The 25,515-nt window shown below is 58.2% G+C and carries 20 protein-coding genes; 10 read left to right on the top strand and 10 right to left on the bottom strand.

Annotated features, from left to right (window positions below):
- Positions 1-71: 71 nt before the first annotated feature.
- The 6 genes from FB593_RS11150 to FB593_RS11125 all read left to right on the top strand — a co-directional run bounded on the left by FB593_RS11150 (position 72) and on the right by FB593_RS11125 (position 6,308).
- Positions 72-1,445 carry an ABC transporter substrate-binding protein gene (locus tag FB593_RS11150; RefSeq protein ID WP_145166566.1) on the top strand — a complete coding sequence of 458 codons (1,374 nt, stop codon included), beginning with the start codon at positions 72-74 and terminating at the stop codon, positions 1,443-1,445.
- A 67-nt stretch (positions 1,446-1,512) separates the two neighbouring features.
- Positions 1,513-2,424 (top strand): carbohydrate ABC transporter permease, encoded by a 912-nt coding sequence (locus FB593_RS11145; RefSeq protein WP_003511283.1) that lies wholly within the window; start codon positions 1,513-1,515, stop codon positions 2,422-2,424.
- Positions 2,424-3,512, top strand: coding sequence for a carbohydrate ABC transporter permease (locus FB593_RS11140; RefSeq protein WP_113472764.1), 1,089 nt, complete (start codon positions 2,424-2,426; stop codon positions 3,510-3,512). The genes FB593_RS11145 and FB593_RS11140 overlap by 1 nt, the downstream gene beginning before the upstream one ends.
- Positions 3,513-3,517: 5 nt before the next feature.
- Positions 3,518-4,630 (top strand): ABC transporter ATP-binding protein, encoded by a 1,113-nt coding sequence (locus FB593_RS11135; protein ID WP_145166565.1) that lies wholly within the window; start codon positions 3,518-3,520, stop codon positions 4,628-4,630.
- A gap of 11 nt (positions 4,631-4,641) precedes the next feature.
- Positions 4,642-5,367, top strand: a complete 726-nt coding sequence (locus tag FB593_RS11130) for a glycerophosphodiester phosphodiesterase family protein (protein ID WP_035199592.1) — start codon at positions 4,642-4,644, stop codon at positions 5,365-5,367.
- A 26-nt stretch (positions 5,368-5,393) separates the two neighbouring features.
- Positions 5,394-6,308 (top strand): TIM barrel protein, encoded by a 915-nt coding sequence (locus FB593_RS11125; RefSeq protein ID WP_003511278.1) that lies wholly within the window; start codon positions 5,394-5,396, stop codon positions 6,306-6,308.
- A 78-nt stretch (positions 6,309-6,386) separates the two neighbouring features.
- On the opposite strand, the gene FB593_RS11120 is transcribed toward FB593_RS11125, so the two are convergent.
- Positions 6,387-7,784, bottom strand: coding sequence for a family 16 glycosylhydrolase (locus FB593_RS11120; protein ID WP_035199591.1), 1,398 nt, complete (start codon positions 7,782-7,784; stop codon positions 6,387-6,389).
- A 209-nt stretch (positions 7,785-7,993) separates the two neighbouring features.
- On the opposite strand from FB593_RS11120, the gene greA reads away from it, so the two are divergent.
- Positions 7,994-8,476, top strand: coding sequence for a transcription elongation factor GreA (greA, locus tag FB593_RS11115; RefSeq protein WP_019564836.1), 483 nt, complete (start codon positions 7,994-7,996; stop codon positions 8,474-8,476).
- A gap of 74 nt (positions 8,477-8,550) precedes the next feature.
- Here the strand turns inward: greA and FB593_RS27510 are convergent, their stop codons facing one another.
- Both FB593_RS27510 and FB593_RS11105 read right to left on the bottom strand, forming a co-directional pair.
- Positions 8,551-9,933 (bottom strand): O-antigen ligase family protein, encoded by a 1,383-nt coding sequence (locus FB593_RS27510; RefSeq protein ID WP_019564835.1) that lies wholly within the window; start codon positions 9,931-9,933, stop codon positions 8,551-8,553.
- 136 nt (positions 9,934-10,069) lie between these two features.
- Entirely contained in the window at positions 10,070-11,407 is a 1,338-nt protein-coding gene (locus FB593_RS11105) for an SGNH/GDSL hydrolase family protein (protein WP_035200586.1), read from the bottom strand.
- Between the two features lie 420 nt (positions 11,408-11,827).
- On the opposite strand from FB593_RS11105, the gene FB593_RS11100 reads away from it, so the two are divergent.
- Positions 11,828-12,976, top strand: coding sequence for a glycosyltransferase family 4 protein (locus FB593_RS11100; protein WP_145166564.1), 1,149 nt, complete (start codon positions 11,828-11,830; stop codon positions 12,974-12,976).
- A gap of 55 nt (positions 12,977-13,031) precedes the next feature.
- Positions 13,032-14,126, top strand: a complete 1,095-nt coding sequence (locus tag FB593_RS11095) for a glycosyltransferase family 4 protein (protein ID WP_111842180.1) — start codon at positions 13,032-13,034, stop codon at positions 14,124-14,126.
- Positions 14,127-14,164: 38 nt separating this feature from the next.
- Here the strand turns inward: FB593_RS11095 and FB593_RS11090 are convergent, their stop codons facing one another.
- The 7 genes from FB593_RS11090 to FB593_RS11060 all read right to left on the bottom strand — a co-directional run bounded on the left by FB593_RS11090 (position 14,165) and on the right by FB593_RS11060 (position 23,791).
- Entirely contained in the window at positions 14,165-15,370 is a 1,206-nt protein-coding gene (locus FB593_RS11090; RefSeq protein ID WP_111842179.1) for a glycosyltransferase family 4 protein, read from the bottom strand.
- A gap of 88 nt (positions 15,371-15,458) precedes the next feature.
- The gene (locus FB593_RS11085; protein ID WP_111842178.1) at positions 15,459-16,982 is read right to left on the bottom strand and encodes an O-antigen ligase family protein; all 1,524 of its coding nucleotides are present in this window, start codon (positions 16,980-16,982) and stop codon (positions 15,459-15,461) included.
- Positions 16,983-17,052: 70 nt separating this feature from the next.
- Positions 17,053-17,712 carry a hypothetical protein gene (locus FB593_RS11080; protein ID WP_076845501.1) on the bottom strand — a complete coding sequence of 220 codons (660 nt, stop codon included), beginning with the start codon at positions 17,710-17,712 and terminating at the stop codon, positions 17,053-17,055.
- Positions 17,713-17,722: 10 nt separating this feature from the next.
- A complete protein-coding gene (locus FB593_RS11075; RefSeq protein ID WP_111842177.1) occupies positions 17,723-19,978 on the bottom strand; it encodes a polysaccharide biosynthesis tyrosine autokinase in 2,256 nt (751 codons plus the stop codon).
- Between the two features lie 130 nt (positions 19,979-20,108).
- Positions 20,109-21,017 carry a hypothetical protein gene (locus FB593_RS11070; RefSeq protein ID WP_003511262.1) on the bottom strand — a complete coding sequence of 303 codons (909 nt, stop codon included), beginning with the start codon at positions 21,015-21,017 and terminating at the stop codon, positions 20,109-20,111.
- 186 nt (positions 21,018-21,203) lie between these two features.
- The gene (locus tag FB593_RS11065) at positions 21,204-22,322 is read right to left on the bottom strand and encodes an acyltransferase family protein (RefSeq protein ID WP_035199581.1); all 1,119 of its coding nucleotides are present in this window, start codon (positions 22,320-22,322) and stop codon (positions 21,204-21,206) included.
- Positions 22,323-22,462: 140 nt separating this feature from the next.
- Positions 22,463-23,791, bottom strand: coding sequence for a hypothetical protein (locus tag FB593_RS11060; RefSeq protein WP_145166563.1), 1,329 nt, complete (start codon positions 23,789-23,791; stop codon positions 22,463-22,465).
- A 465-nt stretch (positions 23,792-24,256) separates the two neighbouring features.
- Here FB593_RS11060 and FB593_RS11055 point away from each other — a divergent pair, with 465 nt between their 5' ends.
- A complete protein-coding gene (locus FB593_RS11055; protein ID WP_019564824.1) occupies positions 24,257-25,492 on the top strand; it encodes a glycosyltransferase family 4 protein in 1,236 nt (411 codons plus the stop codon).
- Positions 25,493-25,515 lie beyond the last annotated feature (23 nt).

Here is a 25,515-nt window from a genome sequence, read left to right as displayed (position 1 = left end):
CTAGGGAAATGTCATGAAGCTGTTAATTAAGCAACTTAATTAAATAATCAGTTTCAACGGGAATGGATCACATGTTCAAGTCTCTCACCCTGATGGCCACGGTTGCCCTCGGCGCGCTTTTGCCGGCTGTCGCCTTTGCCGAAGACATCAACATCAAGCTCTGGACGCTCGCCGACAAGAATGCGCCCGGTCGCGTCACCAACATCGAAGCTGCCGCCGGCATCATGAACGCGCAGTTCAAGGCAGCAGGCGTCGACAAACGCGTCGTCATCGACATCAACAACAGCGCCGTGCAGGGCTGGGACTCCTTCGCGCTCGATACGCTGAAGGCGTTTTCGGTGGGGCAGGGGCCGGATATCTACATCCTACCGCATGAATGGATCGGCCAGTTCGCGCAGGACGGCTATGCCATGCCGATGGAAGACAAGATTGCCGCTGCTCCCTGGGTCTATGGCGATATCCTGCCGGTTCTGTGGAATTCGGCCAAGGCGACGGACGGAAAGATTTACGGCATTCCGCAGGACGCGGAAATCCGCATGTTCTTCTATAACAAGGACATGCTGCGCAAGATCGGCAAGGACGAAGCCTTCATTGAAGGCCTTCCGGCCAAGGTCGACGCCGGCGAATTCACGCTCGACGATCTGACGGCCCTGTCGAAGGAAGTGGTAGACGGCAAGGCCGCACAATACGGCATGCTGCACCGCCCGAATGTCGGTATCGACTATCTGATGGTGTTCCAGTCCCTTGGCGTGAAGTTCATGGACGAAAAGACCGGCAAGCTGATGTTCCCCAAGGCCGAAATGGCCAAGGCGCTCGGCTGGTATGAGCGCAATGCCAAGGAAGGCGTGACGCCCGTCGACAATACCGCCATGAGCTGGGAGGCGATCCAGACGGCCTTCAAGCAGGAAAAGGCCTTCATCTTCCATCAGGGTGTCTGGGCGGTTGCCTGGCAGGTGGGGGACAAGAACGGCGCGACCTGGCCGACCGACGGCAAGGGATATTTCAACAAGATCGGCTGGATTTCCGCTCCGGCAGCCGAAAAAGGCGGCAAGCCGGCCAACCTGTCGCACCCGCTGCTCTACACCCTCAATCCGAAGAGTGCCAATGCCGATATCGCCGCCGATCTCGTGGCGCTTGCGACATTGCCCTATTTCAACAACGAACACGCCGTGACATCCTATCATACGGCCATCAGCAACGCCCAGACGGCCATGCCGAAATACCGCGATAACTGGGTACTCTCCGCTGCTTCGCCGATGATGAAATACGCGCAGTTTGTGCCCAACCACACCAAGTTCGGCAGCTACAACAAGGTGCTGTTCAGTGGTCTGCAAGCGGTTGAGACCGGCAAGATGACGGCCGCGCAGGCGGTCGATTTCATCGCCGACGAGCTTGAGCTGCAATTTGGCGCGGAGATCGAAATCCGCGACGCCGCAAGCAACTGAGTTTGCCCGAAACCATGCCGCCCGGTTCTGCCGGGCGGCTTTTCCGCGTTCCCACCGGTATATCGTAATGTCTCAATTTCAGCTTCGGGCGCGTCGCCCGGCCCGGCCGATCTTTTATCTGGCTCCGGCTCTCGCCTTGCTTGGCCTGTTCTTTCTTGCCCCGATCGTCGTCAATCTGGTGATCGCCTTTACCGACATGGGCGCAAACCTGAGGGTGGGCAAATTCACGGTCGAGAATTTCCAGCGCATGTTTCAGCGCGACGTGCGCCTGCCGATGGTGTTGCTGACGACGCTGATCTATGTCGGCGCAACGCTGTTCATCTTCAATATCGGGCTTGGCGCGCTTCTGGCCGTTACGACCACGGCGATACCGGACCGGCTAGGCAACTTCTTTCGCGGCCTCTGGCTGCTGCCGCGCATGAGCCCCGCCGTGCTTTACGGCGTGCTGTGGATATGGATCGCCGATCCGACGTCTTCCGGCCTGCTCAACCAGTTTCTTGGCGCGCTCGGCGCACCCGCTCTCAACCTGCGCAACGACTTTCCGCTGTTTCTGGTAGTGGTGGCGAACGGTGTCGTCGGCGCGTCTTTCGCCATGGTCATCCTCACATCGGCCATCCGCTCCATACCGTCGCATCTGGCCAATGCGGCGCGCGTCGATGGCGCCAGCGAATGGGGTGTGCTTCGCCATGTCGTCGCACCCGCGCTCTCGTCACCGATCCGTTTCATCACGCTCTATCAGGCGCTCTCACTGATGACGACCTATGAATATATCCTGCTCATCACCGGCGGTGGGCCTGTCTACGATTCCACGACCTATCCGCTTTATATCTACCGGCGCGCCTTCGAAAACGGCGCCTATGCCTATGGTGCTGCACTTGCGCTTGGCCTGATGGCGATAGGCGTTGCCATCACCCTCATTCAATGGCGCATCAGCAATATGCGCTCGACTTTTGCTCCCGCCAAAATCGAGGTGCTGTGATGACGCTCGCCCACACCCACTCACCTGCCCACAGCAGGCGTGCCCTTGATCTGAAGCCGGACTGGACGCGTCTTGAAAGGCGCAGCCTTGCCCATCGCGCCGGTTTCGTTCCCGTCATTCTTGTGTTCCTGACGGTGGTTTCGGTGCCGGTTCTCCTGCCCTACCTGTGGCTGCTGGTGAAGTCGCTCACGACTTCCGACGACAATCTCAGCCGACTTGTGCTGTGGCGCAGCGGCGCAATCGCCGCTTTTGCCTATGGCGGGGCGATAGCAGTTGCGCTTCTTTCCGCGCGCCTGCGCAATCCCGCGCTGCTATGGCTGGCATTTGGTGCCGTGGTTGCGGCGCTCGTCTTCGTGCTGGTGCTGCCGCATCTGACTATCGACAACTACAGTTTCCTCTGGAGCCGCGATATCGAGAAAACCGGCACCACGCGCATGGCGCTGATGCCATCCGTCTGGACCGCCATGCGCAGTTCACTGCTGTTTGCCGCTTCCCAGACGCTGATCGTCGCGCTGGTCGCCACGCCGGCCGCCTATGCGCTGTCGCGCTTCACCTTTGCGGGGCGTGAAAATGTGCTGCGCGGGCTTTTGCTGCTGCATGCTTTTCCGGCGCTCGCGCTCACCGTCGCGATCTTCGTGCAACTGCATTACATGGGCCTGCTCAACAATCTCTTCGGCGTCGTGCTGGTCATGAGTGCGCTTGAGCTGCCGTTTGCAATTTTTGTTCTCAAGGGCTTTTTCGACAACGTTCCCTGGGACATCGAAATGAGTGCCGTCACCGATGGCGCGACCCGCTTCCAAGCCTTTCGCATGGTGGTTCTGCCGCAGGTAAGAAGCGGGCTGATCGCGGTTGCCACCTTCACCTTTCTGCGTGGCTGGGAAGAATATGTCTTCGTCCAGACCCTGCTCATCGAAAAAAGCCAGATGACGATGAGCCTCTATCTCTTCTTCGTGGCACAGGACAGCGCCGGCGTGAATTACGGCATGATCGCTGCCGTAGGCATCATCTATCTGCTGCCTGTGCTGATCATTTACATCTTCACGCAGAAATACATCACCCAGATGAGTTTCGGCGGGATCAAAGGATAATCGCCATGGCCAGGATCACCCTCGACAATGTCACCAAAAGCTGGGGCGACACCCGCGTTCTGCAACCGATGACCCTCTCCATCGAAGACGGCGAATTCGTCGCTGTTCTCGGGCCGTCCGGATGCGGAAAGTCGACTACGCTTTTCCTGCTCGCCGGGCTCTACGCGCCGACCGCGGGTCAGATTTCTTTCGACGGCCACAACGTCAATCGCATCGATGCGCGCGACCGCAATGTCGGCATCGTCTTCCAGTCCTATGCACTTTATCCCAACCTGACGGTGCGGCAGAACATCGCCTTTCCGTTGCGTTTCAAGAATGTTCCGCGTGAGGAGGCAACGCGACGGGTGGAGGAGGCGGCAAGCCTCGTGCAGATCAGCGCGTTGCTCGACCGACGGCCCTCGCAGCTTTCCGGCGGCCAGCAGCAGCGTGTGGCGCTTGCCCGCGCGCTGGTCAAGGAACCGAACATCCTGCTACTGGACGAGCCGCTTTCCAATCTCGATGCGACCCTGCGCATCACCATGCGCGCCGAGCTGAAAAGCCTGCAGAAGCGCCTGAAGATCACCACGCTGATCGTCACCCATGACCAGATCGAGGCGATCACCATGGCGGACAGGATCATTTGCATGAACAACGGCGCCATTGCCCAGATCGGCACGCCCGATGATCTTTATCGCAGGCCCGACAATCTGTTCGTGGCCGGTTTCATCGGCACGCCGCCAATGAATCTCTTGAAAGGATGGGCGCAGGGCGGGCAGTTGCAGATTGGCGATGCCCTGCTCGACCTCAATGGCCGCTGTGACGGCGAAGTCACCTTTGGCCTGCGCCCGGAAGATATCGCCCTCGTCACATCGTCCGAGGCGCGGCTTGAGGGGCAGGTTACCACCGTCGAGCCCATGGGGCGCGAGGTGTTCTACACGATCGATACGCCCGCAGGCATGATCCACGCGCTCGAATATGGCGAGACGATACGCCACGCGCCGGGAGATCGTGTCGGGATCAGCTGCAAATCGGCGCTGACGCTCGTGTTCGATGCCGCCGGTAACCGCATCGCCGGGCTGCATGCCGATCTTTCCCACCATTCGACTATTCCGGCGCGTGAACCGGAAGCCGTAAACTGACAGGAATTTCCATGCCTAAAATCGTCTCCCATCGCGGCGCCAACCATTTTGCGCCCGAAAACACCTTTGCCGCCGCCGACCTCGCCTTACAGCAGGGAGCGGATTACATCGAGCTCGACGTGCGCGAGAGCGCGGACGGCGTGCTTTATGTCTTTCACGACGAAACGCTGGATCGTACCACCGATGGCACGGGTCCCATCGGCCACATGCTGTCGAGCGAGATCGATGCGTTGGATGCCGGCAGCTGGTTCGGCGAAAACTTCAAGGGTGCGTCTGTACCGCGGCTCGATGCCTATCTCAGCCATTTGCGCGGCCGCTGCGGCGTCTATGTCGAGCTGAAATATTGCGATCCCGTCAAGGTGGCGGCACTGGTACGGAGCCTCGGCATGGTGCGCGACATCTTCTTTTTCTCTTTCTCCGACGAAATGCGCCGGGGCCTGGCCGCCGCCGCGCCGGAATTCCGCAAGATGATGACGCTCGATATCGCCAAGTCGCCTTCGCTGGCTGCGGCTGTTCACCATGCCTCGATCATCGAGATCACACTTGCGCAGATGCGCAAGCCCGGCCTTGTCGCGGCATGCCGCAAGGCGGGTCTGGAAATCATGGTTTATTATGGCGGCGATGATGCCAACCTTCATAATGAGATCGCATTGGCCGGGGTAGACTACGTCAATATCGACCGCCCGGACCTGTTCGATACGGCGCGCCGCGCCGTACGGCAGCCTGAACTCGCATGACCTTCCTTACCCCTGGAGATGATGACATGAGCAATCTTATTGGAACCGGCTTCAACGCCAGCTCGGACGACGGTGAACTGGCCACACTCGAAAGCGATCTGCGTGCGCTTGCCGAAATTGGCTGCGACACCGTTGAAATCGCCGCAACGAGCCTTGATCTGATCGCAGGCGGTCGCATCATCGAGGAGCGCGCTCAACGGTTCGTGGCGCTCGCCAAAGAATTCGACTTCCGTTACACGGTGCACGGTCTTGTTTCGTCCAATTTCATGGACCCGGTAACGTGCCGCTACCAGATAGATGCAGCCAAGGCGCTGGCCGTCCTGTGCGATCGCATCGGCGCGGGCATCCTCGTTCAGCATGGTGGTGCCCTGCGTGCCGACCAGATCGCCGAGCGGGCCGATGCCGATGCCCGTGAGCGGGAGGCGCTTTTCGAGCTGGCGGAATTCTGCAAGCCCTATGGCGTGCGGGTCGCGCTTGAGAATATCTTCTCCACCGAACCCGGCCAATATCGCCAGACGCCTGCCGAGGTGGCCCAGACCGTTAAGGCCATCGGCCATGATAACGTCGTGGCGCTGATCGACTTTAGCCACGCCTATCTCGAATCCACCTATCGCGGGCTCGATTTCCGCGAGCAGCTTCGCGCCATGGCGCCGGTCGCCGGCCATCTGCATGTGCACGATTCCTTCGGCCGGCCGCAGGGCTTCTATCAGCCGTATTTCGACCAGGAAAATACCGCTCTCGGCATCGGCGATCTGCATATGCCGCTCGGCTGGGGAGATATCGACTGGCAGGGCATCTTCTCGGAGCTGACCTTCCTGCCGGATACTGTGCTGATGATGGAAATCGGCCGCCGCTACCGGGCCGAACAGCCCGCGAGCCTTGAAACGGCGCGTCATCTCATGTCGCTCTACACTGAGCGGATGCAGATCGCGGCTGAATGACTGAACTGAACAAGGCCCAGCCGACAGGCTGAGGTCTGAGGCGCCGGCAGTTCTGAACGCAACTGCCGGCGTTTTTCGTTACGCGGCCCAGTCGGAAAGCGAATAGGCTTTGATGTAATCGATCATCATCTGCGAACCGTCGCTGAAATCAGCCGCCGACGGCGTTCCTGCCATGCCGCCGACAGCAAGATTGACGACCATATACATGGGGTCGTGCATGTCATCAGGCGTATCCGTCTGCGCCACGGCGACGTCGTCGAAATACCAGGTAATATGTTCCGCATCCCACAACACGCCATATGTGTGGAAACCTTCCGTGCTCGGCACGCTGACATTGTTTATGACTGATGTCTGTTCTCCCGTTGCATTGGAGTGGGTGGACATGATCAGCGTATTGGGGTTTTGCCCACGCATCTCCACGACATCGAGTTCCGGTGGCCAGGAGCCGTCCTCAGGCAAAAGCCAGAAGGCCGGCCAAGCGCCCCGGTCGGTCGGCATGTCGGCGCGCATTTCGAAATAACCATAGGTCTGGCTGAACGACGAATAGGTGTTCAGCATACCCGAGGTATAATCATAGCCCTCAACCTCGTTGGCGATCGATTGCGGGGTTTCCGCGGCGGTGATAGTCAGGACACCGTTGTTGATGCTGAAGGGATTGACCTCTGATGTGCCGGCATAAGCGGGGTTGATGTACCATTGCGCCTCGCCATTCGTCGTCAGCGAGCTTCCCTTTTCCGGTGCCCACCAATATTTGGCATCCCAAGTCCCCTGATCGCCGCTGCGAAGTGAAAGTGCATCGAATTCGTCGGCAAAGGTCTGGGTGAGGGATGATCGGTCGAGGCTGAGCTCGAACTGGTCGGCCTGAAGATCGTCGATGGTCGTTCCGGCAAGAACGACGGCCTCGCCGTTGGCGAAGTTCAGCCAGAGATTATCGCCCTGTTGGGTGGCATTGCTGACGAGCTGCTCGAAGGATGTGATGCCGTAACCGTTAAGCCGGATCGTGTCGTTGGCGCTGAAATCCATGATGAGATCGGTGCCGTTGCCGCTCGTAAAAACGAATGTATCCGCACCGCCACCGCCGATCAGCACGTCGTTACCGCCCCCACCATCAATGGTCTGGCTGCCCGATCCGCCGGTTATGATGTTGTCCAGCTCATTTCCGAAGGCATAACGACCATCTCCGGTTACCCGCAGGTTTTCGAAATTGTCGGGCAGGGTATAACTCATCCAGGTGTCGATGGTGTCGATACCCTCCCCGGCATTTTCGACGGCACGGTTGATACTGGAATAGAGGTAATAAATATCGTCGCCCGTGCCGCCCGCCATTGTCACATCGACGGAACTGTCGCCCCACATGGAATCATTGCCGGCAGTGCCTGTCAGCAGCGGTCCGGAACCCGTGGCGGAAAAAAATCCGGTGGAATTGTCGCTGTAGTAGAGTGTGTCTCCAAGCGCATTCAATACTGTCCGGGCCATTGACCGTCTCCTGTCCGTTAGCGTTGGCTTTCTCACTCCTCTTGGGCAATACCCTAACAGGGCGAAAAGCCTCCTGTTAGAGCCAGAAATGAGGGGTACATGGGCGGTTTCCGTGGTGCACGCTATTGCAGCATTGCAATGGGCGGTGGCAGGATTGGACGGCAAGGGAGATGCTCAAAGCGGCATCTCATGGGAATGGAGTGCCAGAATTGAGTGTAGCCTTTACCAAGGAAGATAGTGCCGAAACCGCAGCCGAAACGGTTCTGCCGGACCGGGTGATTTCGCCTCATCCAAATCTGGTGACGGAGGCTGGGCTGAAAGCGCTGGAGCAGCAGCTGCAATTGGCGCGCGAAGCCTGCGAAACGGCCAATGCCGTCGAAGACGTCAATGAAAGACGTCGGCTTTCGGCCAATCCTCTGCGGGACATTCGGTATTTCGCGGAGCGCGTTCGCACCGCCCAGCTGATGCCGAGCCCTCCTGCTGATGGCACCGTTGCCTTCGGCAGCGTGGTAACATTCAGCCGTGATGACGGGAGGACGCAACGGTTCCGGATCGTAGGCGAGGATGAAGCCGATCCGGCCACTGGATCGATGTCTTATGTCTCCCCGGTCGCAGGAGTGTTGATGGGAAAATCTGCCGGTGATGTTGTCAGCCTGGGTGGCAAAGAGATTGAAATCATCGAAGTGACCTAAAGCGCCCACTTGAAAACGGAACAAATTTTGGCAGCAAGGATGTGCGGTTTGGAGCGAGAGAACCTCACCGTAATTTACGCCGGCCGTGCCGTCGCCAAAGCGTCCTCTTCTGCCATTCCAGCCATCCTCATCATCGTATTTTTCAGAAAGAACCTGAAATCCAGATCAATGAAAGTATAGGCGAGTACGAGCCCCATATAGGCCATGAAAACGGGATTGAAATTCAGCTCTTCAAATTGATAGACGATAACGATTCCGATCGCCGAATAGGCGAAGAAACCGACTTTTCGTTTCCGGAGGATCGCGTAAACAAGCGCAAAGGCGCTGAGAAGGCCAAATCCTATGCCGGATGCATAGGCCGTGGCGAGAAAGCCATTATGCGGCGTTCCGATCCTCGATATTCTCGACAGTTCTTCGTATCGAGCGGTAAAACCAATGCCTAAAGGGTGATGGAGCATCACCTGAAAGCCGCCAGTGAGCGTATCCCAGCGTTCCTGCGCATTGTTGCTGCTGTTGCTGTCCTCTAGAAACCGTTTTGAAAAGATCTGTTCTGCAAAATCGAAAGCGCCCAATGGCAAAACAGCTGCGATGACAAGGGCGGACAAGGCAAAACCAAAATAGGTGCTGAGCAGCATTTTGATGGAAAAATTTCTGATGTAGAAATAGACCCCGATCGCAAGAACCGCAAATACTCCGGACCGGTTGAGAGTAAGTGTGAAGCTGGCCAGATAGACCAGCAAAAATACGGCAAACAGCGCGGGACGTTTTTGCCTTTCGGCAAGATAGGCGACTGCCGCACCCGCCAACGCAAAGGCAGGTCCGGCTGTGTTGCCCACCGGCCAGATTCCACCCGCTTTTTCGACACGCAAAAGCAACGGGCTCAATTCGCCTTTTGCCGCAGCTGCCAGCACGGCGGTTTCATCGAACATGAAAGAGAGGCCAAGGGAGGCGAGCTGGTCGTGAATGACGATGTCCAGAAAAAGCAGGATCGTCACCGCGATGAAGCCGGCGAAGATGCCCCAGCAGAACAGTTCGAGAAGGCTCTCCTTAAACAGCATATAGGCAAAAAACAGAAAATAGACCGCGTAAAAATATGCCATCGCGGTGGTGTAAAATTCACCTTCGCCACGTTCGTCGGCAAAAACAGCCGATAGTGCAAAAAAAATGGTTAGCGGAACGAGATAAAGCAGGATGATCGAGGGCGTCAGACAGCGAATGTAAAGCAGGGCAATAACGGGTAGCGTCATCAGGACAAGCATGTCGGTGATGTTGAGGAAGCGCAGGCCCAGATTGCTGGTCAGCACATTGCATTGAATGAAAAAGCCAATGGAAAAAACGAATATCGCCAGAAAGAGACCGGGCACCTGTATGGTTTTTGAAGGATAAAGAGGCATCGCCAAAACGAAACCCGGCAACGGGGATTGATGCGATGCCGCCATATTTGTGCTTCTGGTCATTCCCGGCCTGTATCCTTCACTGGCGGACCTTGGTGCGGCCCTGTGGGAGAGGACGTCATCACCATGAGGCGACAGGGTGATGACGATGAATAGTGGTCTTGATGACGTTGCCGCGCAAGACAATTTTCTAAGGTTTTCAGTCGCTCAGATTGCCTTTTGGTAGAGCGCCCTCAACGGCGATCACCCGCTGGATGTAGAGCGGTTCGTTGGAAACCGGTGCGCTCATGCCGAATGCCGGCATGATCCTCACATAGAAACCGTATCCGCTGGGGCTGATATCCGGGTCGATGGTGATCTCGTTGGCTATGGCCCACATCCAGCCGCTATTGTCGAGGGCATTCGCACCACCGAATTGCAGGGCGGAGCAGCTTATCGTCCGGACCGCGCCGCCGCTTTTCGTAATCAGTGTGACATAGGGCGCACGCTGCCCCTCGCTATTTTTGTAAAGCACCGCGAAGGAGACGGTTCTGCCAATCATCGCGGCTGCCTCTGCATTGCGGAAATAACGAAACAGCGCGGCTGACTGGCTGCCGTTTGCACGCAGATCCAGGCTGTAAGCGAAGGCCGGAGAAAAGGTCACTGCGGCGGTTTTGCCGGCAGAGGCCGGCGCGGTGAGATTCCAACCCGCTGGAGCGGACCCGGTCCAATCGGTGAAATCGCCGTTGACGATAAGATTGGCGGCGGGAAGTTTCGGCCAACAAGGTGTCTGAAAGACGTTATCGGGCGCCGATGCCAGATAACAACTGAACAAGGTTCGGGCGATGAGCTGAGATCCGGCATCGTTCGGATGGACGTTGTCGCGGTAAAGCGCATGGTCCTTGCCTCTCGCTACAAATGACGCGTGTGTATCCACCAGCGTGAGGCCCGGGTGCGCTCGGGCAAGGTCAAGGATCGCATTATAGACCTTGTCGTAACCGGTGCTATCGCGCCAGGGGTTCTGGGTGGTGATGAGTTGGGGGGCACCCGGCCATTGCCACTCCATCATGCCAAGCGGTCCGAGCAGGGCGGCTCGTCCGGAGCTTAGGATACCACCCGGTGTCTCGAAACTCTGCATATTATGCCCATGATGCGTGATGCACAGGTCGGGACGCGGAATCTTCAACGCCGCCGCGCGCTGGTCCGCGAGCATGTAACCGGCCATGCCGCCGGGCAGTGCCGCAAGATAGACCGTGAGCGTTGGTCCCATGCCTGCGCGCAGCGTAACCGAATCCGCATAGGCCTTTGGCCCGGTGGGGGCGTTTGTCTGCCATTCTGCCCAGCGGTGCAGCGCAACCCTTGTGTCATGCAGATCGCCGAGCATCATGGCGAACTGCTGGAATGGTCCGGCATCGGCATAGGCGGTGCTGTCACCATTCACGAAGATCGTGGCATTCTGACCCGCAGTCAAACGCGCGCGCAAGGGTGAGAGCGCGTTCAGGGAAGGGACCATGGTGGGGATGTTTCGGGGGGTGATACCGAGCGATACGCCGATCATGCCGGCACCTCTTCCGTTCCGGTCATATATATGCATATGTTGCGTTTGAGCGGTGTCATCATTCGTTCTCCTGGCCTGGCCCTAGGATAACTCCGCCGAAAGGCCGGGGGACAAAACGCAGGAAACGGGACGGCGAAAAGCAGTAAAATTATACGTCACGAATTTTTCTTCGACTTCTTTTAAAATATATAGATAGAATATTTTTCTTTTAATTTACGTATATCGGATTTTTATCCGCATAAAGGTTTGAATGTTATTTTTTCTAACCACAATCAAGCATTGTTGTTCTTATACTGAAATTGCCGGTGAAAATATCCCTGCCGTTGGCAAGTGCACTCGTCATTTTCACGGGCTGTCCATTCATGCCCGCAATTTAGGGCAATGGCAACTTGGGTGCTCTGGTACTTCACAGGTGATGTCATGACATCCGCTCTATTTGTCAGTCACACAGGAGAGAAGGGTGGCGCCGAGCTTTTTCTGACGGACCTCGTCAAGGCCGGACCGCATTCCTGGCGAGCGTGTTTTCTCAGTGGCGGTGGTGCTGCTGATGATCTGGCAGCGGCCGGGAGGCCTCCGGTCATGTTATCCGCTGGCGAAAAAATGCTGTCGATCCGCCGTGATTCATCGTTTGGCGCAATGCTGCGTGGCGCGGCCGATGTTGTCGCCGTTGCTTGGCAATTGAGCCAGCAGGCGAGACATTACGACGTGATCTGCGCCAATTCGCAGAAGGCGCTGTTCGTCTGCGCGCTTGCCGCGAAACTCAGCCGCCGCCCACTTGTCTGGGTTTTGCACGATATAGTCACCGATCCCGCATTCAGCTCCGCCAATCGCCATGCCTCGCTGGCATTCGCGCGTCTTTTTGCAAGGCTGGTGGCCGTCAATTCGCAGGAAACCGGCCGGGCTTTCGTTGAAGCCGGCGGGCAGGCAGAAAAGGTCCGCATCGTTTATAACGGCTTCGACCCCGCAAAAGCTGTGGCCCACGATCCCGGCAGAGCTGCGCGGTTGCGTACGGAATTGGGCCTTGGTCCTGAACCGCTTGTCGGATTGTTCGGCCGGCTGAGCGAATGGAAGGGGCAGCACGTCTTTCTGGACGCGATCGCGGCGATGGATGGCGTTCAGGCCGTCATCGTTGGCGGAGCGCTATTCGGGCAGGACGCCTATGAGACGCGAATCCGCGAGCAGGCATCCCGTCTCGGTCTGGATGGTCGTGTCCGCTTCCTCGGTTTCCGGTCGGATGTACCAGAGCTGATGGCATCGATGGATGCCGTTGCCCACACCTCTGTTGTCGCCGAACCGTTCGGGCGGGTGGTGGTGGAGGCCATGATGTGCGGGCGGCCGGTTGTCGCTACACGCGGTGGTGGGGTTACCGAAATCATTAGGGACGGCGAAACGGGTCTTCTGGTGCCGCCGGGCGACGCATCGGCGCTTGCGGCAGCACTAGGCTGCATCCTGTCGCAGCCGGCTCTGGCGGAAAGGCTGGCGCAGCAGGGCCGCGAGGATGTGAGCCGGCGTTTTTCGCTGGAGGAGACCTGCCGGTCCGTTTCCACTTTGCTGTCGGAAGCAGTGTGAGGGGCCTCTTGGCGATCAATTCGGGCAGAAAGTGCAGGCAAGCGGAAGGGTCAGGATGCGTATTCTCGTAAACATGCCGAGCCAGTATGGCGGCAAACCTTCCGGCGTCGCCCGCGTGACCTTCAGCCTGCTGGAGCGGCTGCTGGATCAGACGCGGGACGACTACATCCTGCGCTCTCCCTGGACGCGGGCACAGCTGCCCGAAAACCTGCGCGAAAGCCGCCTTCAGCTGATTGAGACGCCGCGGCCGCGTATCATGGTGTTTGATGTGCTGCGTCAGGCTATGACGTTACCGGCACTTTGCCGCAAGCTCGGCATCGATGTGCTGTTCAACGCCGATCCCTTCGGAAGTCCCCGCGGCGGCAAACGGCGCGTCACACTGGTTCACGATCTTTATTTCAAGACCATCCCCGAACAGATCGGCTGGCGGGCAACGTTGACGACGGATTTGATCTTTCGACTGATGATGGCTGGTTCGAACCGGATCACCTGCGTATCGGAAGCGACGCGGAAGGATCTGGCGCTGTTTTATCCATCGGCTGCCGGGAAAAGTCTGACTATCTATTCTGACAGCACCCTGAATGTCGATCTAGCGAGTTTAAAAGGCCCGCCGCCAGTTGCCGCGCCCTACATACTGGCGGTCGGAAACGCGACGTCGAATAAAAACTTTTCGCTTCTGGGCAAGGCTTTTGCCGTGATTGGCAAGGTTAGGCCGGATTTGCACGTCGTGCATGTTGGCCGCGACGATGCCGAGGAAATCGGCAGCGTGCTCGATGATCCGGAGCTGAAGGCGCGACTGATCCGGCTTTCCGGCATAGACGACCATCAACTGGCAGACCTCTACCGTCACGCTACCTGCCTTTGCGTGCCTTCCACATATGAAGGGTTCTGCCTGCCGGTGCTGGAGGCGCAGCAACTGGGGTGTCCGGTCGTCTGCTCCAACCGTTCCGCAACGCCGGAGATCGCCGGAAAGGGCGCACTCACCTTCGATCCCGCGGACTCTGACAGCCTTGTCGCGGCACTTGAGCGGCTTTTTCGGGAGCCGGATCTGGCAAGCGATCTTCGCCAGGCGGGTTATGAAAACCGCAAGCTGTATTCATGGCAGAAGGCGGCGGAAAGCTATGCGCAGGTTTTCCATGAACAGACCTGACATCTAGAAGTCATGTCCCCGGGGTGAAATCTTGCGGCTCATGCCCTGATGCCGCTGCGCAGCTCCGAATACAGAGCTTCGTATGCCCCGATTACCCGTTCGGGCGAGACGCCCTGCGAAATGCGCGCTTTGGTTTCCGGTGTTTCCGCGAGAATGGCGGGGTTGCGCATCGCGTTAGTGATGCGGGCGGCAAGCTCGGCGGCGCTGCCCGGCGTGAAAAGGCGTTCCGGCCGGTCCCGACCGATCTGTTCGGCGACACCGGCGAGATTGGCGCCGAGAACCGGCACACCGCGTAGAATAGCTTCAGCGACCGTGCGCCCGAAAGCCTCTGGCCAGAGTGGTGGAACGATCAGACAATCTATACCGGCGAAGAAACTATCGGCGTCCACGTAGCCAGGAAATTCGACCGGAAGGTTGGCGGTTTTTTGCTCGTAGGCTTCGATGCCGCCCGGCGCGCGACCCGCCATGACCAGTCGCCAGCCCTTCGGCGGCAGGAGCGGCAGCGACTCGATCAGGAGATCTGCACCCTTGGGCGCCTCGATGCGGCCCAGATAGCCGAAAACAAGCGGGTCCCCAGGCGCGCGTGGAATGCGCTGTGTCTGTGAAGCTGGCGGCGCGATGGCATTCCAGATGACCGTGCGGCGGCTTTCCGGTACATGGGTGAAAAAGCCGGCCTGCACATGGCGCTCGACAATATCGTGGCCGACACCGGCGACAGCGTCGATGGCGCATTGGCAACGCCGGTGCAGGTAAGAGAAGGCGCGGCATTTTTTGCTGGTGCCGTCGCAGATGTGCCCGTCGTGAAACAGGGAGCCGTTGGTGCACATGCTGGTGAAATCGTGCAGGGAATGGACGAGCGGAATGCCGCGCTTGCGGATCATCGGCCAGACCAGCGGTGTCAGCTCCGACAGCGAATGGGTGTTGACGACGTCAGGCCGGAAATCATCGATGACGCGGGCAAGCCGGCGCACGAGACCCGGATCCAGCTGCACGGCGATCTTGTAGTATTTTCGCTTCCATCCGGGTTGCTGTTCCCAGTCCCCGATAAAAAACGGCGTGGTATGTCCGAGGCGGTAAACGGCGAAATCATCCCGCAGCTCCACGGCCTGTTGTTTGCGTGAAATCGCCGCCACCGCTACCGTGTGTCCATTCTCCGCCAGCCCGCGCGCTAGGTCTTCCACGAATATCTCCGCGCCGCCGACCCGGTCCGGAGAAAACAGCGACGTTATTTGCAATATCCGCATGCCCAAATTCTCGCGTCTTTGTGTGGTTTGTAATCGTTACAACTATTGCGCATCAGCGAAATGAAGGCTGCTGCCCATCCGGACTGATCTAGGCCGGCATTGCGGGATCGGTTGGAGATAGTTCGCGCCGCCGCGACCGGTCCCGTCCAACCCCTGGTGGGTTCAGGCAAAGCGTGACGACGGGCGCAAGGAATACCGCGTAAGCCATTGCGAAGCCGGGGATCTGCATCGAAAAATCGAGTGTCGAATGCAATGCGACGAGCAGCAGCCCGGCAAGGCCGAGATGGGAGGCGTAACGGTAGTTTTTGCGTTTGCGCGCCCCGCGAATAAAAATGGCGAGTTGGACGAGCACGAAAAAAGCCGCATAAAATGGAAATGCGAGGCCGAGCGTCAGCAGTCCCTCGGCATAGACATTGTGGGCATGGGTGACGATGGCGTCCACCCCGCATTGCGCCGCGTGATAGGGCGCATAGGTTTCCGTAAAGCTTGCAAGGCCGGTTCCCCAAGGCCAGCTGTCAGAAATGGCACGCGCGATGCCCGGCATGTAGCAGAAGCGCATGTCGTCTTCCAATCGCGTTTCCATGCGAAGCGCCACGCGATTGGCGAAGAGCAGGAACAGGCCAAGCGTAATGGCGAGCACGATCGCCGCGCGGCGCTTCGTGCCGCGCCGCTTGCGCCGCAGGGCAGCCGCGTTGCGGCCTGTTTTGATGGGTGAGTTGAAGACGGTCAGAAGAATGAGGAAACTCAGTGCCGCAAAGCTTGATGCGATGCCGGCGCGCGATCCGGTCAGCATCAAGGCGATGAAGCAAAAGGCAGTGAGCACGCCGATGAAGGCGGCCTTGCGGATGAGGCGTTTCTGGCCGACTGGAACGGTCAGGCGATTTGCCACCAGCGCCCTGACCATTCCCCAGTCTGGAGCCGTCAGCCGTTTGTGCAGCATCACGACGAGGGTCAGGAGAATGAGACCGAAGAAGGTGGCGGCGGTATTACGGTTGACGAAAAGGCCGGTCAGGCTGCCGAGATAGAAGCGCTTCTGAATGAAGCCGAGTGTTTCTGGAAAAAGCAGAAATTGCACGATTGACAACAGTGCCAGCCATCCGCCGGCAATTGCGAACCATCGCAGCGCTTTTGCCGCGCGCTCGTCGGTATCGAAAATGACGAGGCCGGCCATGAAGGCGCCGAAGGGCAGGGCGGCGCTTAACAGGCCGAGCCGATCATCCGCCGGGGTGAGCGAAACCGTGGCGTCGGGCGCGAACTGCATAAACATGGCGGCGGTCGACCAGGCGGGATTGGGTGGAGCAATACCCGGCACAGATGATTGCAGCCACATCTGGATGATGAGTGCCCCCAGCAAAAGGCAGGTCGCCACAAGTGCCAAGCTTGAACCAGCCCGGGGCGGCCCGAACAACAGGATGGCGGGCACGAGCAACAAATAAATTGCAACGGTGACGACGATACGGCTCTCGATTTCGGTTGCGCCGCGATTGAGAAGCGCAAGCAGGAAGATAGCCCAGAAGATGACTATGGCGGCCGTCCGAAAATAGTCTGGAAACGCAACCGGTCGCGGTGGCGATGAGGATAGCGGTTCTGATTGGGCTTCGATGGACGACATTGGCTTTCGGCTTTGCAATAACTGTTGCTGCGACGATGTCTAAGGTAGAAGGACGAGGCGGGCCGCTATGTCACGGAAGCGGCACGGTACGTTTCATGCCGGCCTGCGGCTGCTGCGGACAGATCTTCCGCAGGGTCCATCGCAGGATTTCCCCCTCCTTCCCGCAGACGATTGCCGTGTCCGCATTGCGGGCCGCATCGGCCTGAGGCAGTGTGTCTTTTGGAAATTGCTGCCACATCACGAAGCGCCCGCGTATCAGGTTGGCGTCTGCAGGCCCGTAAAGTTGGGAAAAATTCATCAGAACGGCGATTTCCATTGGCGAGGCGTTACGCAGCGAACGAACCATAGCAAGGCGCAGCCACACATCGCCATTTGCAGGCAAACAGGAGAGCGCGTGACGAATATAGCTTTCGGCAAAGCCGAGACGCGCCGCACCGGCCTCCGACGTCGCATCTTGGCCATTTGCATCGAGATCTGCGAGAACGAGCCGTAACCCGGCCTTGACTATATCCGAACGGCAGATTTTCTCCGCAACGACGGGGTGCAGCCCATCGACCGTCTTCGCCAGAAGATCGTGCGCCAGGCCGCTTTTGTCGTCGGCAATTCTTGCCAAGGCGACGACATCGGAAAACCGCCGGGTTTCGGAAAACGCCTGTGCGGCGACGGATAAAACAAACACGGAAAGGATGAGAACCGGCACGACCGCGAAGAATTTACGCAGGCCCGCCATTCCGTCCCGCCTAATCATGGTAATATCGCGTGTAGCGCGCGTGATAATATTCGCTTGAACCGTAAGCCCGGTAAAGCTTCAGCTTTTCCGTGTCCACCTTGTTGAGGATGACACCGAGACACTTCTTGCGGATCTGGACTTCGTTTTCAATCGTATTGCGTACCGCCCTGCGGGCGGTTTTGCCCCATTCTGTGACGAAGACGAAACCGTCGATCCGGCCGGCCATCGCGCGGGCATCCACCACCGGCCCGAGAGGCGGCAAGTCGACGATGATGTAGTCGAAGAGACCGCTCGCTTCGGCCAGCAGTTTGTACATTTGCGCCGATGTCAGCAGCTCGGAGGAGTGCGGTACGCGCTGCTTGACGACCGTTGGCAAGAAAGCGAGCCGCGTCTTTTCGTCGTGCAGCAGCACATCCCGCATATTGCGGCCTTCTAACAGCACTTCGAGCAGGCCTTCTGCAGCATGGCGCCCCAAAGCGCGCGTGGCGCCCGGGTTGCGAATATCCGCATCCAGCAGAAGAACCCTTGCTCCTTGTCCGGCCAGAAGCTGAGCCAGATTGATGGAGATCGTCGATTTGCCCTCGCTCGGCAACGCCGATACGACGCCCACCACCCGCGCGCCGGTTTTCGGGGGAATGCCGAGATCTATCGCAAGCCGTGTGCTGCGCAGCGTTTCGGCGAAGGATGATAGCGGGTGATCGACAGTGTAGCGGGCAACGCTGGACGGGCGTGTGGCGGTAGGCGGCCCCTCCTGTCCCTTTGGCAACACATCCGTGCCCGGCTTGCTCTGGACGAGCGGGGTGTTGCCCAGAAATTCCAGCCCGAGAACGTCGCGAACCTGTTCTCCGGTGCGGAAGAAACGGTCGCGGAACTCGCGAAACATGGCGATGCCGCCGCCGGCCGCGGCGCCCATGATCATGAACAGCGCCAAAAGTAGCGGTTTGTTCGGTTTGCTTGGAATGTTGGGCGGAACTGCCCTCGAAATCACGCGTGCTTCCGTTACGGGGAAGGATTGCTGCTGCATCGCTTCCTGATAACGCTGCAAGAAGGTCTGATACATGTTCTTGTAAGTTTCCGCCTCACGCTGCAATTCGCGAAGCTGAACCTGGGTCTGGCTGGCCGAGTTGCTGACGCTGGTAGCCTTGGCAACGCTCTCCGCAAGTGATTTCTCTCTTGCTTCCGAAACCTCCAGATCGCTCTTGTAACTTTGCGCAATACGGCTGATTTCCTGGAACATCAGCCGGCGGTATTCCTGCATTTCGTTGCGCAGACGCACCGCCTGAACATGGTTGCTGCCAAGCCTGCGGGTGATTTCCGTTTCGATCTTCGAGGATTCGAGATATTTCTTGCGCAGATCGTTTGCGACCGAGCTCTCGAGAATGTCGGTGACGACGGCGTCGACATCGTCCGTGGCAAGGATATGTTCGATGCGTTGTACCCGCGCTCGCGACCTGGCTGTTTCCGACTGCGCCAGAATAAGCGCGCTGTTGGATTCGGCCAGTTGCTGATCGGAAAGCAGGCCGTTATTGCCGGTCTCGATCAAACCGTGTTCGGCGCGAAATTTCTGTACGGCAAGGTCGGTGTCGAGTGCCCGCTGACGCAACTCGGCAATACGGTCGGACAGCCAGTCGCTGGCCCGCTTCGTCGCCTCGTATTTGGAGTTCAGCTTGTCCACCAGATAGGCCGACGCCACCGCGTTGACGATCTGGGCGGCTAGAACCGGTGATGTCGAGTTGTAGGTCAGTTCCAGCGCGTAGGTACGGCCGATACGCTTGACGCTGAGACCGTCCAGCAGCCGGTCCGACAGCGCCCGCTTCAGCGTGCCGTCGTCGATGACGGTCTCTTTTGCCGGCGAGAACCACTGCGACACGTTAACGAGCGAACGGACGGTGCCGAATATCGAACTCAGAAGCGAGGCGCGGTTTGCCCTGAATTCCTGATTTTCCGTCAGGTTCAAACTGTCGACGACGGCAATCCCGATGGTTTCCGATTGCAGGACCTCGACCTGGCTGAGAATGGAAGCCTCGTCCTCCACGACGCCGCCGATTGTCGAAAGCTGCTCGACGACCTGGCTGTTGTTGCGGTCGATCAAAAGGGTAGCCGAAGCTGAATAGATCGGAACGGCCGTCGCGGCATAAGCGAGACCGATTGTCCCGGCAATGGCGACTGCCGCGAGGACGACGCGCCACTGTCGGCGGACCGTGGCAAGAACGGCGTCTATATCGATAAAGTCAGCTGTAAATCCGCTTTTGTCGATATCGGCCATAGTCAGGGGATCGTGCCTTTGCAACAACTGTCAGCCTCGCTCTTTTTGGGGGGCGTGGCACCCGCCAAGTCTCGGTTGCATGGTAGGACAGGCGGCCGCCATTCCCGCAGGAAGGGCGGCAAAACCGGGTTCAAACGGGACTTGTGCTGACTGGCGTGCTGGTGCTGCCGGTTGAAAGGGGCGCGGCAAAGAAGTTGTTGGTTGTGGTGGTTCCGCCGCTGCCGGTGCTGCCACCGCTGCCGCCACCGCCAACCGGTGCGGCTCCGCCGCCGGCCTGTGCCGTACCGGCTGGTGAGCCCGCCGCTCCCGAGCCGCCAATGCTGTTGCCGCTTGCAGGTGAAGAGCCGGCGCCACCAATCGGTGAGGCAGCAGCTGCAGCTGCCGCAGGCGCTGCCGGACCGGCCGCCGTTCCCTGAACATTTTCGCTAAAGGCGATCAGAAGATCGGAGGGCACGCCGACACCCTTGGTCTGCAACTGGATTGCGGCGGCAAGTATCGTGTTGCCCCTCTGCATCGCCGTAGAATAGGCGAGCGCCAGACCTTCGCCGACAACTTCGGAGAAGTCCTTGTTGCCGACCTTCTGGGCCAGTGCGACGATGGTGGGCAACTGGCTGGAGTCGCTCAGGATCAGGCCAGAAAGCTGTTCGGAGAACTGCGCCGCGCTGGTGGAAACGGCAATGATCGGAAAGCCGTTCGTCACCTTTCCAGTGATGTCGGCGTTTGCCGCATCGGTGCTGGAAGCGATGCCGGCCAGATCCTTGACCGTTGCCTGCGTCGGAGACTGCTTGAACAGTTCCGCGGCAGCAAGGGAAACCGTGTCCGGATTGGAGCTGTTAACGCGAGCCAGAAATGCGGCGTTGGTTTCGTCGGCGGCCTTCACGGGTGTGCCAGTTGTCGCAGTCTGTACCGGCGGCGTCTGCTGCCCGGCAGCTGGCGGCGCTGGTTCCACGTTCTGGGCGTTGGCGACTGCGGAAAAAAGACCGAGGCTGGTGATCAATACCGCACCAGTGAGCGTCGAGCCAATACGAAGGCGGGACATCACAACTCTCCAAATTTTTAAAAAATAAGATTTTAAGTAAGCTGAAATGCTGAATATGGTTATCCAACATCTAAAATTTTCTTTTTAAATCGCACAGCCCTAGCTAACGATCAAGTGCTAAAATAAACTTGTGAACGGAACTTCGGGGTATACTTAACAGCAGAAACGAGGACTTTTCTCTGGGCGTCAGGACACGGCGACTTTTCGCCGGGGTGTTATCAGCCGGTCACGAAGCCAGATATTTGCGGGCGTTTCGACAAGGACGTGAAATGCGTGGGCGATGGCGATGGTGCTGGCGACGACGATGAGATAGACGACATTTTTCCACTCCTGCGGCCAGGTGATGCCGCCGGAAGCAACTAGGAATGCCCGAAAGATGAACGGGTGCAGCAGGTAAAGCGCGTAGGAGGAATCGCCCAGTTTCGCCAGTGGCTGCGCAAAACGGGGCAGGGAGATGCCCCTGGTCAGGGTTGCCGCGGCCATCAGGAAAATCGCGCCACCGCCAAAAACGAGCAGCCGGGTATAGGAATAACAGCCCGGATTGCATTGGAATTCGAACCTTTTCAGATCGATAAGCGTCCAGATCGCCACGCCGCAAAGGGCCACCGCAATCCCCAGCAAGGGCGGCAGGCGCACGCCGCGCAGGAAAAGCACGGCGAGCAACATTCCCGCCACGAACTCCAGAATGATGGGCTGAAACCAGAAACTAAACGGCAAGGCGAGACTGAAGTTGGAGCCGATGAGCACTGCGGCGAGCAGCACAGCCGCTGTTGTCAGCACGGCGCGTTCCAGCGGCAAGAAGATAAAAACCGCGAATACGACATAAAAAAACATCTCGTAATTCAGCGTCCAGCCCAGATCGATGATTGGAAACGGATAAGCGTCACCATAACCCATGCTGTCATAGGGAATGAAGAGGTAGGAGGTTAGGACGGCCTGCAAGGACGGGAAGGCCTTGGCGCTGAGAAGAACGGCGACCGCGGCCATGGCGAGCCGCATGGTCAACACGAACCAGTAAAGAGGAAGGATGCGGAGAAGCCGGCGCACAAGAAAGGCCGAGCGCCCTCCCTCCGCTGCGAAATACGGCCGGGAGGCATAAACGATGACAAAGCCGGAAATGACGAAAAACAGATCTACGCCCGCACCCAGCCTCAGGAGATGGAGGTTGACGAGCGAGAACTCCCAGTTCACCTGCGCGTGCAGCGCAACAATCATGATTGCCGCCAGGGCGCGCATCATTTGAAGAATATCGAGACGCTGCGCCCCGGAAACAGGCGCTTTTTCAATTTTTTGCATCGTCATCATCTATAAAAAGAAAAAATTTATACAGTAATATTTTGCGCTCGCAGCAGCGAGCAAAAGTGCTCTATTTCAGAAGGCTATCATGCAATAGGCTGACACGATATATAAAATTTGTCGGCCGGAAATTTTCGCCCGCACGCCGTTCAGAAAACCTCCAGCACCGTAAGCTGGTCGCTGACGGAAAGCCGGTATTGCCCACCTTCCTTTGCGATCACCCGCTGGCTTACGGAACCGTCATCGCCGAACCGGTGCGCGATGACTTGGCTATGCGGGCCGGTTACCGAAAAGGCCGTTGCACGTTCGGCTGGCGGATTTTCGATCCGCGCCGGCCATTGCCAGCCGCGTATGCCAAGCCACACCGGGGCGAGCAGCGCGCCGTCTGGTCTTGTCAGGCGCAGGGAAAACCTTTCGGAATCATCGTTGAGGAAAGCGAGGCTGCGTTCCGCTGGCTCTGTTTGTCGACTTGCCTTGCAAAGCGCAAGAAGGGCACGAACGGCCCCGTACGCAGGGGTCCGGCTCAGATCGTGGCGCAGCAGGCCGAAGGACGATTCCGGATTTGTCTCGTCTTCGGCAAAGCTGGAGACCATTTCATAGATATAAGCCCGGCGGATGCCGCTGATGAAGGACCACAGGAGCGTGCGCGGCATGTAGCGCGCCTTGATGCCTTCGGTGACGGGAAAATGGAAGGTCTTCGGTTGCAGTGAGGTGTGGTACCCGATCTCAGTGGCGAGCACCGGCCGGCCGGCTGCTATATGCGCCGAGGCCGCGACAGATTTGGAGAGCGCCCCCGGCCCAGTCGTTTCGGGATGTTCCATTCCGGCGTAGGGGTGAATATTGCCGAAGTCGCACACGTTCTGCAGGTTTAGCGCCAGCGCCGTATTCGCCTGGATATAGCTTGGCGCGACAAGCGGTATGTTGCTCACGGCCGGAGTTGAGCGGATCGTTGCAAAAAGTGCAGCCTGATGCTCTGCCGAAATGCGCGGCGCATTGGCCGGGTCTTTCGTCAGCGTCGGTTCATTGCTGCCTTCGAAAACTTCGATGCCGCCGTCGCACCAGTCGTAGAAATCGGCAATCCTGTTCAGTGGCGTTGAGACGTAGGGGTTGAGATTGTCGTAACAGATGATCGTGAGGCGAACGTTGGCCGCCACAATCCTGCGCAGGCGCTGGAAAGCCGGGCTGTTGCGGCTGTCCCTTGCGGTAATCAGTCCCTCGTCACGCAGGTGGCCCACACCAAGGGCTTCCAGTTCAGGCAGGATGCGCTCGAAGCTTTCCGGATAAATGCCGTTCGTGCGGGCGAAATGGCCACACACGCCCACACTGTCCAAAAAGGCTTCCGTTCCGGCCGAAAAAACGGATTGAGTCTGCGCGAAGGCGGGGCGCACACCCGTGGCGGCAACCAGTGCGAAAGGTGCAGCTGAAAGCAGGCCGCGCCGTGTCAGGTGGCCCATGGTGACCGGCTGTTTTCCGTTCATCTGCGTCTCCTGGTCCGGCGAGATTATAAAAAGCAGCCGCGATCATATCGGCGGCGCCTCTCAAGATGTCAGATTGTCCTGGAAGTTTTTGGCATCTTCATTCGCCATCAAATCCATGTTTCTGAAATGAAATAAATATATAAATTAATGATATTATATGCGGACAAAACAGAATTCACCGCTTCCGCCCGTACGTTTTTTCATATGAGAATGAAGCTAACACGGGACAGGTTCTTTTCGCAACACGGCATGACTTTTGTCGCGCCGCGAAAAAAAGCACTTGAAATGCCGTCAGTTCCCGTGCTTTTTGAAAGTGGATTTTTGGTTATTCATATTTTCAAGCGTTAAATCTGCTCTGCCTTTTGTGTTTTTTGCACATGTCTCATTGGTCCCGGAGTATCTAGGAACATGGGCGAGGCCAAGCGGAAGTCATAAATTTTCGATAAGGAAATAGAGCGTATCCGTATGCGAATTCTCCATCTCAGCAGCCTTTATCCGCCGCATATCGTTGGCGGGTGCGAACGCTCGGTCGAACATCTTGCCGAGGAACTCGTCTCCATGGGGCATGAGGTCGGTGCCGCCTGCATAGAGCGGCAGGCCGAACCCAAAACGGTGCGCAATGGCGTCAGCGTCTACCGCATGTTCCACAATAACGATTTCTGGCTGGAGGACTGGCCACAATATACGCCGCAGCAAAGGCGTATGCAGAAGATCAAGCAGCAATGGAATTTCAACGTCGAGAAGCAGTTCGAAGCCGTTCTTGACGATTTCAAGCCGGATGTTCTCAATACGCACTCGCTGCTGGATGTGACGACGCTGGTGTGGCGGGCGGCGCATAAACGCAACATTCCGATCGTCCACACGATCTGCGAATATGATCTTCTGTGCGGTAACGCCGCCATGTTCAAGGGCGGCAAGCCCTGCGAACACATCCATCTCGGCTGTCAGGTGGTGAATTTCACCAAGAAATTCACGCAGCGCTACATCGGCGCGGTGGCAAGCGTTGGCACGGAAATCCTTAAAACCCATGTCGATCACGGGCTTTTCCATCACCTGCCGGAAAGCATGCGCCGTGTGATCTTTTATTCCTGCACGGTTCCGGAGGGCGACCCGGTCGCACGCAGGCAGATCGACCGAACCGGCAAGCCGATGACCTTCGGCTATATCGGCCGCATCAACACGGAAAAGGGTGTCGGCAACATGGTCGATGCCTTCAGGGAAATCGGCCACGGTAACTGGCGCTGTCTTGTTGCCGGCCATGCGATGGACGATTCCATCGAACGCTTCAAGGCCCAGGCCGGCGACCTGCCGATCGAGTTCGTCGGCTGGGCAAAGCCGAAGGAATTCTTCGAAGAGATCGATGTGCTCATCGTTCCCTCCTTCTGGGCTGAACCTTCGCCGCGCACCATCTACGAGGCTTACGCGATGGGGGTGCCGGTCATCGGCGCGGCCTCGGGCGGCATTCCAGAACTGATCGGCGAGACTAACCACGACTGGCTGTTCGAACCGGGCAACGCCACGGACCTTGCCGCACGCATTCGCCGGGTGTTGACGCTTTCGCGCGAGCAATTGCCGACGGAGGCCGATTTCGGAAATATCGTCGAGGAATCCACCTCGCGCCGGGTGGGTGAGAACTATGTGAAGCTCTACGAGGACGTGCTGGCGAAAAGCAGGGAAAGCCGAACCTTACGCGCATCTTAGACCGGCAACGGACCGGGTCCGTT

Origin of the sequence: Rhizobium sp. SJZ105 (assembly GCF_007828365.1) — a bacterium.
Classification (GTDB): domain Bacteria; phylum Pseudomonadota; class Alphaproteobacteria; order Rhizobiales; family Rhizobiaceae; genus Agrobacterium; species Agrobacterium tumefaciens.
Note: the sequence above shows the minus strand (reverse complement) of the source record. Positions and strands in the feature narration are given on the sequence as shown.

What these genes read in the sequence shown, in the direction of transcription:
- FB593_RS11150 (WP_145166566.1), top strand. Translation starts at nt 72, where the DNA reads ATGTTCAAGTCTCTCACCCTGATGGCCACGGTTGCCCTCGGCGCGCTT.
- FB593_RS11145 (WP_003511283.1), top strand. Translation starts at nt 1,513, where the DNA reads ATGTCTCAATTTCAGCTTCGGGCGCGTCGCCCGGCCCGGCCGATCTTT.
- FB593_RS11140 (WP_113472764.1), top strand. Translation starts at nt 2,424, where the DNA reads ATGACGCTCGCCCACACCCACTCACCTGCCCACAGCAGGCGTGCCCTT.
- FB593_RS11135 (WP_145166565.1), top strand. Translation starts at nt 3,518, where the DNA reads ATGGCCAGGATCACCCTCGACAATGTCACCAAAAGCTGGGGCGACACC.
- FB593_RS11130 (WP_035199592.1), top strand. Translation starts at nt 4,642, where the DNA reads ATGCCTAAAATCGTCTCCCATCGCGGCGCCAACCATTTTGCGCCCGAA.
- FB593_RS11125 (WP_003511278.1), top strand. Translation starts at nt 5,394, where the DNA reads ATGAGCAATCTTATTGGAACCGGCTTCAACGCCAGCTCGGACGACGGT.
- FB593_RS11120 (WP_035199591.1), bottom strand. Translation starts at nt 7,784, where the DNA reads ATGGCCCGGACAGTATTGAATGCGCTTGGAGACACACTCTACTACAGC.
- FB593_RS27510 (WP_019564835.1), bottom strand. Translation starts at nt 9,933, where the DNA reads ATGACCAGAAGCACAAATATGGCGGCATCGCATCAATCCCCGTTGCCG.
- FB593_RS11105 (WP_035200586.1), bottom strand. Translation starts at nt 11,407, where the DNA reads ATGATCGGCGTATCGCTCGGTATCACCCCCCGAAACATCCCCACCATG.
- FB593_RS11100 (WP_145166564.1), top strand. Translation starts at nt 11,828, where the DNA reads ATGACATCCGCTCTATTTGTCAGTCACACAGGAGAGAAGGGTGGCGCC.
- FB593_RS11095 (WP_111842180.1), top strand. Translation starts at nt 13,032, where the DNA reads ATGCGTATTCTCGTAAACATGCCGAGCCAGTATGGCGGCAAACCTTCC.
- FB593_RS11090 (WP_111842179.1), bottom strand. Translation starts at nt 15,370, where the DNA reads ATGCGGATATTGCAAATAACGTCGCTGTTTTCTCCGGACCGGGTCGGC.
- FB593_RS11085 (WP_111842178.1), bottom strand. Translation starts at nt 16,982, where the DNA reads ATGTCGTCCATCGAAGCCCAATCAGAACCGCTATCCTCATCGCCACCG.
- FB593_RS11080 (WP_076845501.1), bottom strand. Translation starts at nt 17,712, where the DNA reads ATGGCGGGCCTGCGTAAATTCTTCGCGGTCGTGCCGGTTCTCATCCTT.
- FB593_RS11075 (WP_111842177.1), bottom strand. Translation starts at nt 19,978, where the DNA reads ATGGCCGATATCGACAAAAGCGGATTTACAGCTGACTTTATCGATATA.
- FB593_RS11070 (WP_003511262.1), bottom strand. Translation starts at nt 21,017, where the DNA reads ATGTCCCGCCTTCGTATTGGCTCGACGCTCACTGGTGCGGTATTGATC.
- FB593_RS11065 (WP_035199581.1), bottom strand. Translation starts at nt 22,322, where the DNA reads ATGATGACGATGCAAAAAATTGAAAAAGCGCCTGTTTCCGGGGCGCAG.
- FB593_RS11060 (WP_145166563.1), bottom strand. Translation starts at nt 23,791, where the DNA reads ATGAACGGAAAACAGCCGGTCACCATGGGCCACCTGACACGGCGCGGC.
- FB593_RS11055 (WP_019564824.1), top strand. Translation starts at nt 24,257, where the DNA reads ATGCGAATTCTCCATCTCAGCAGCCTTTATCCGCCGCATATCGTTGGC.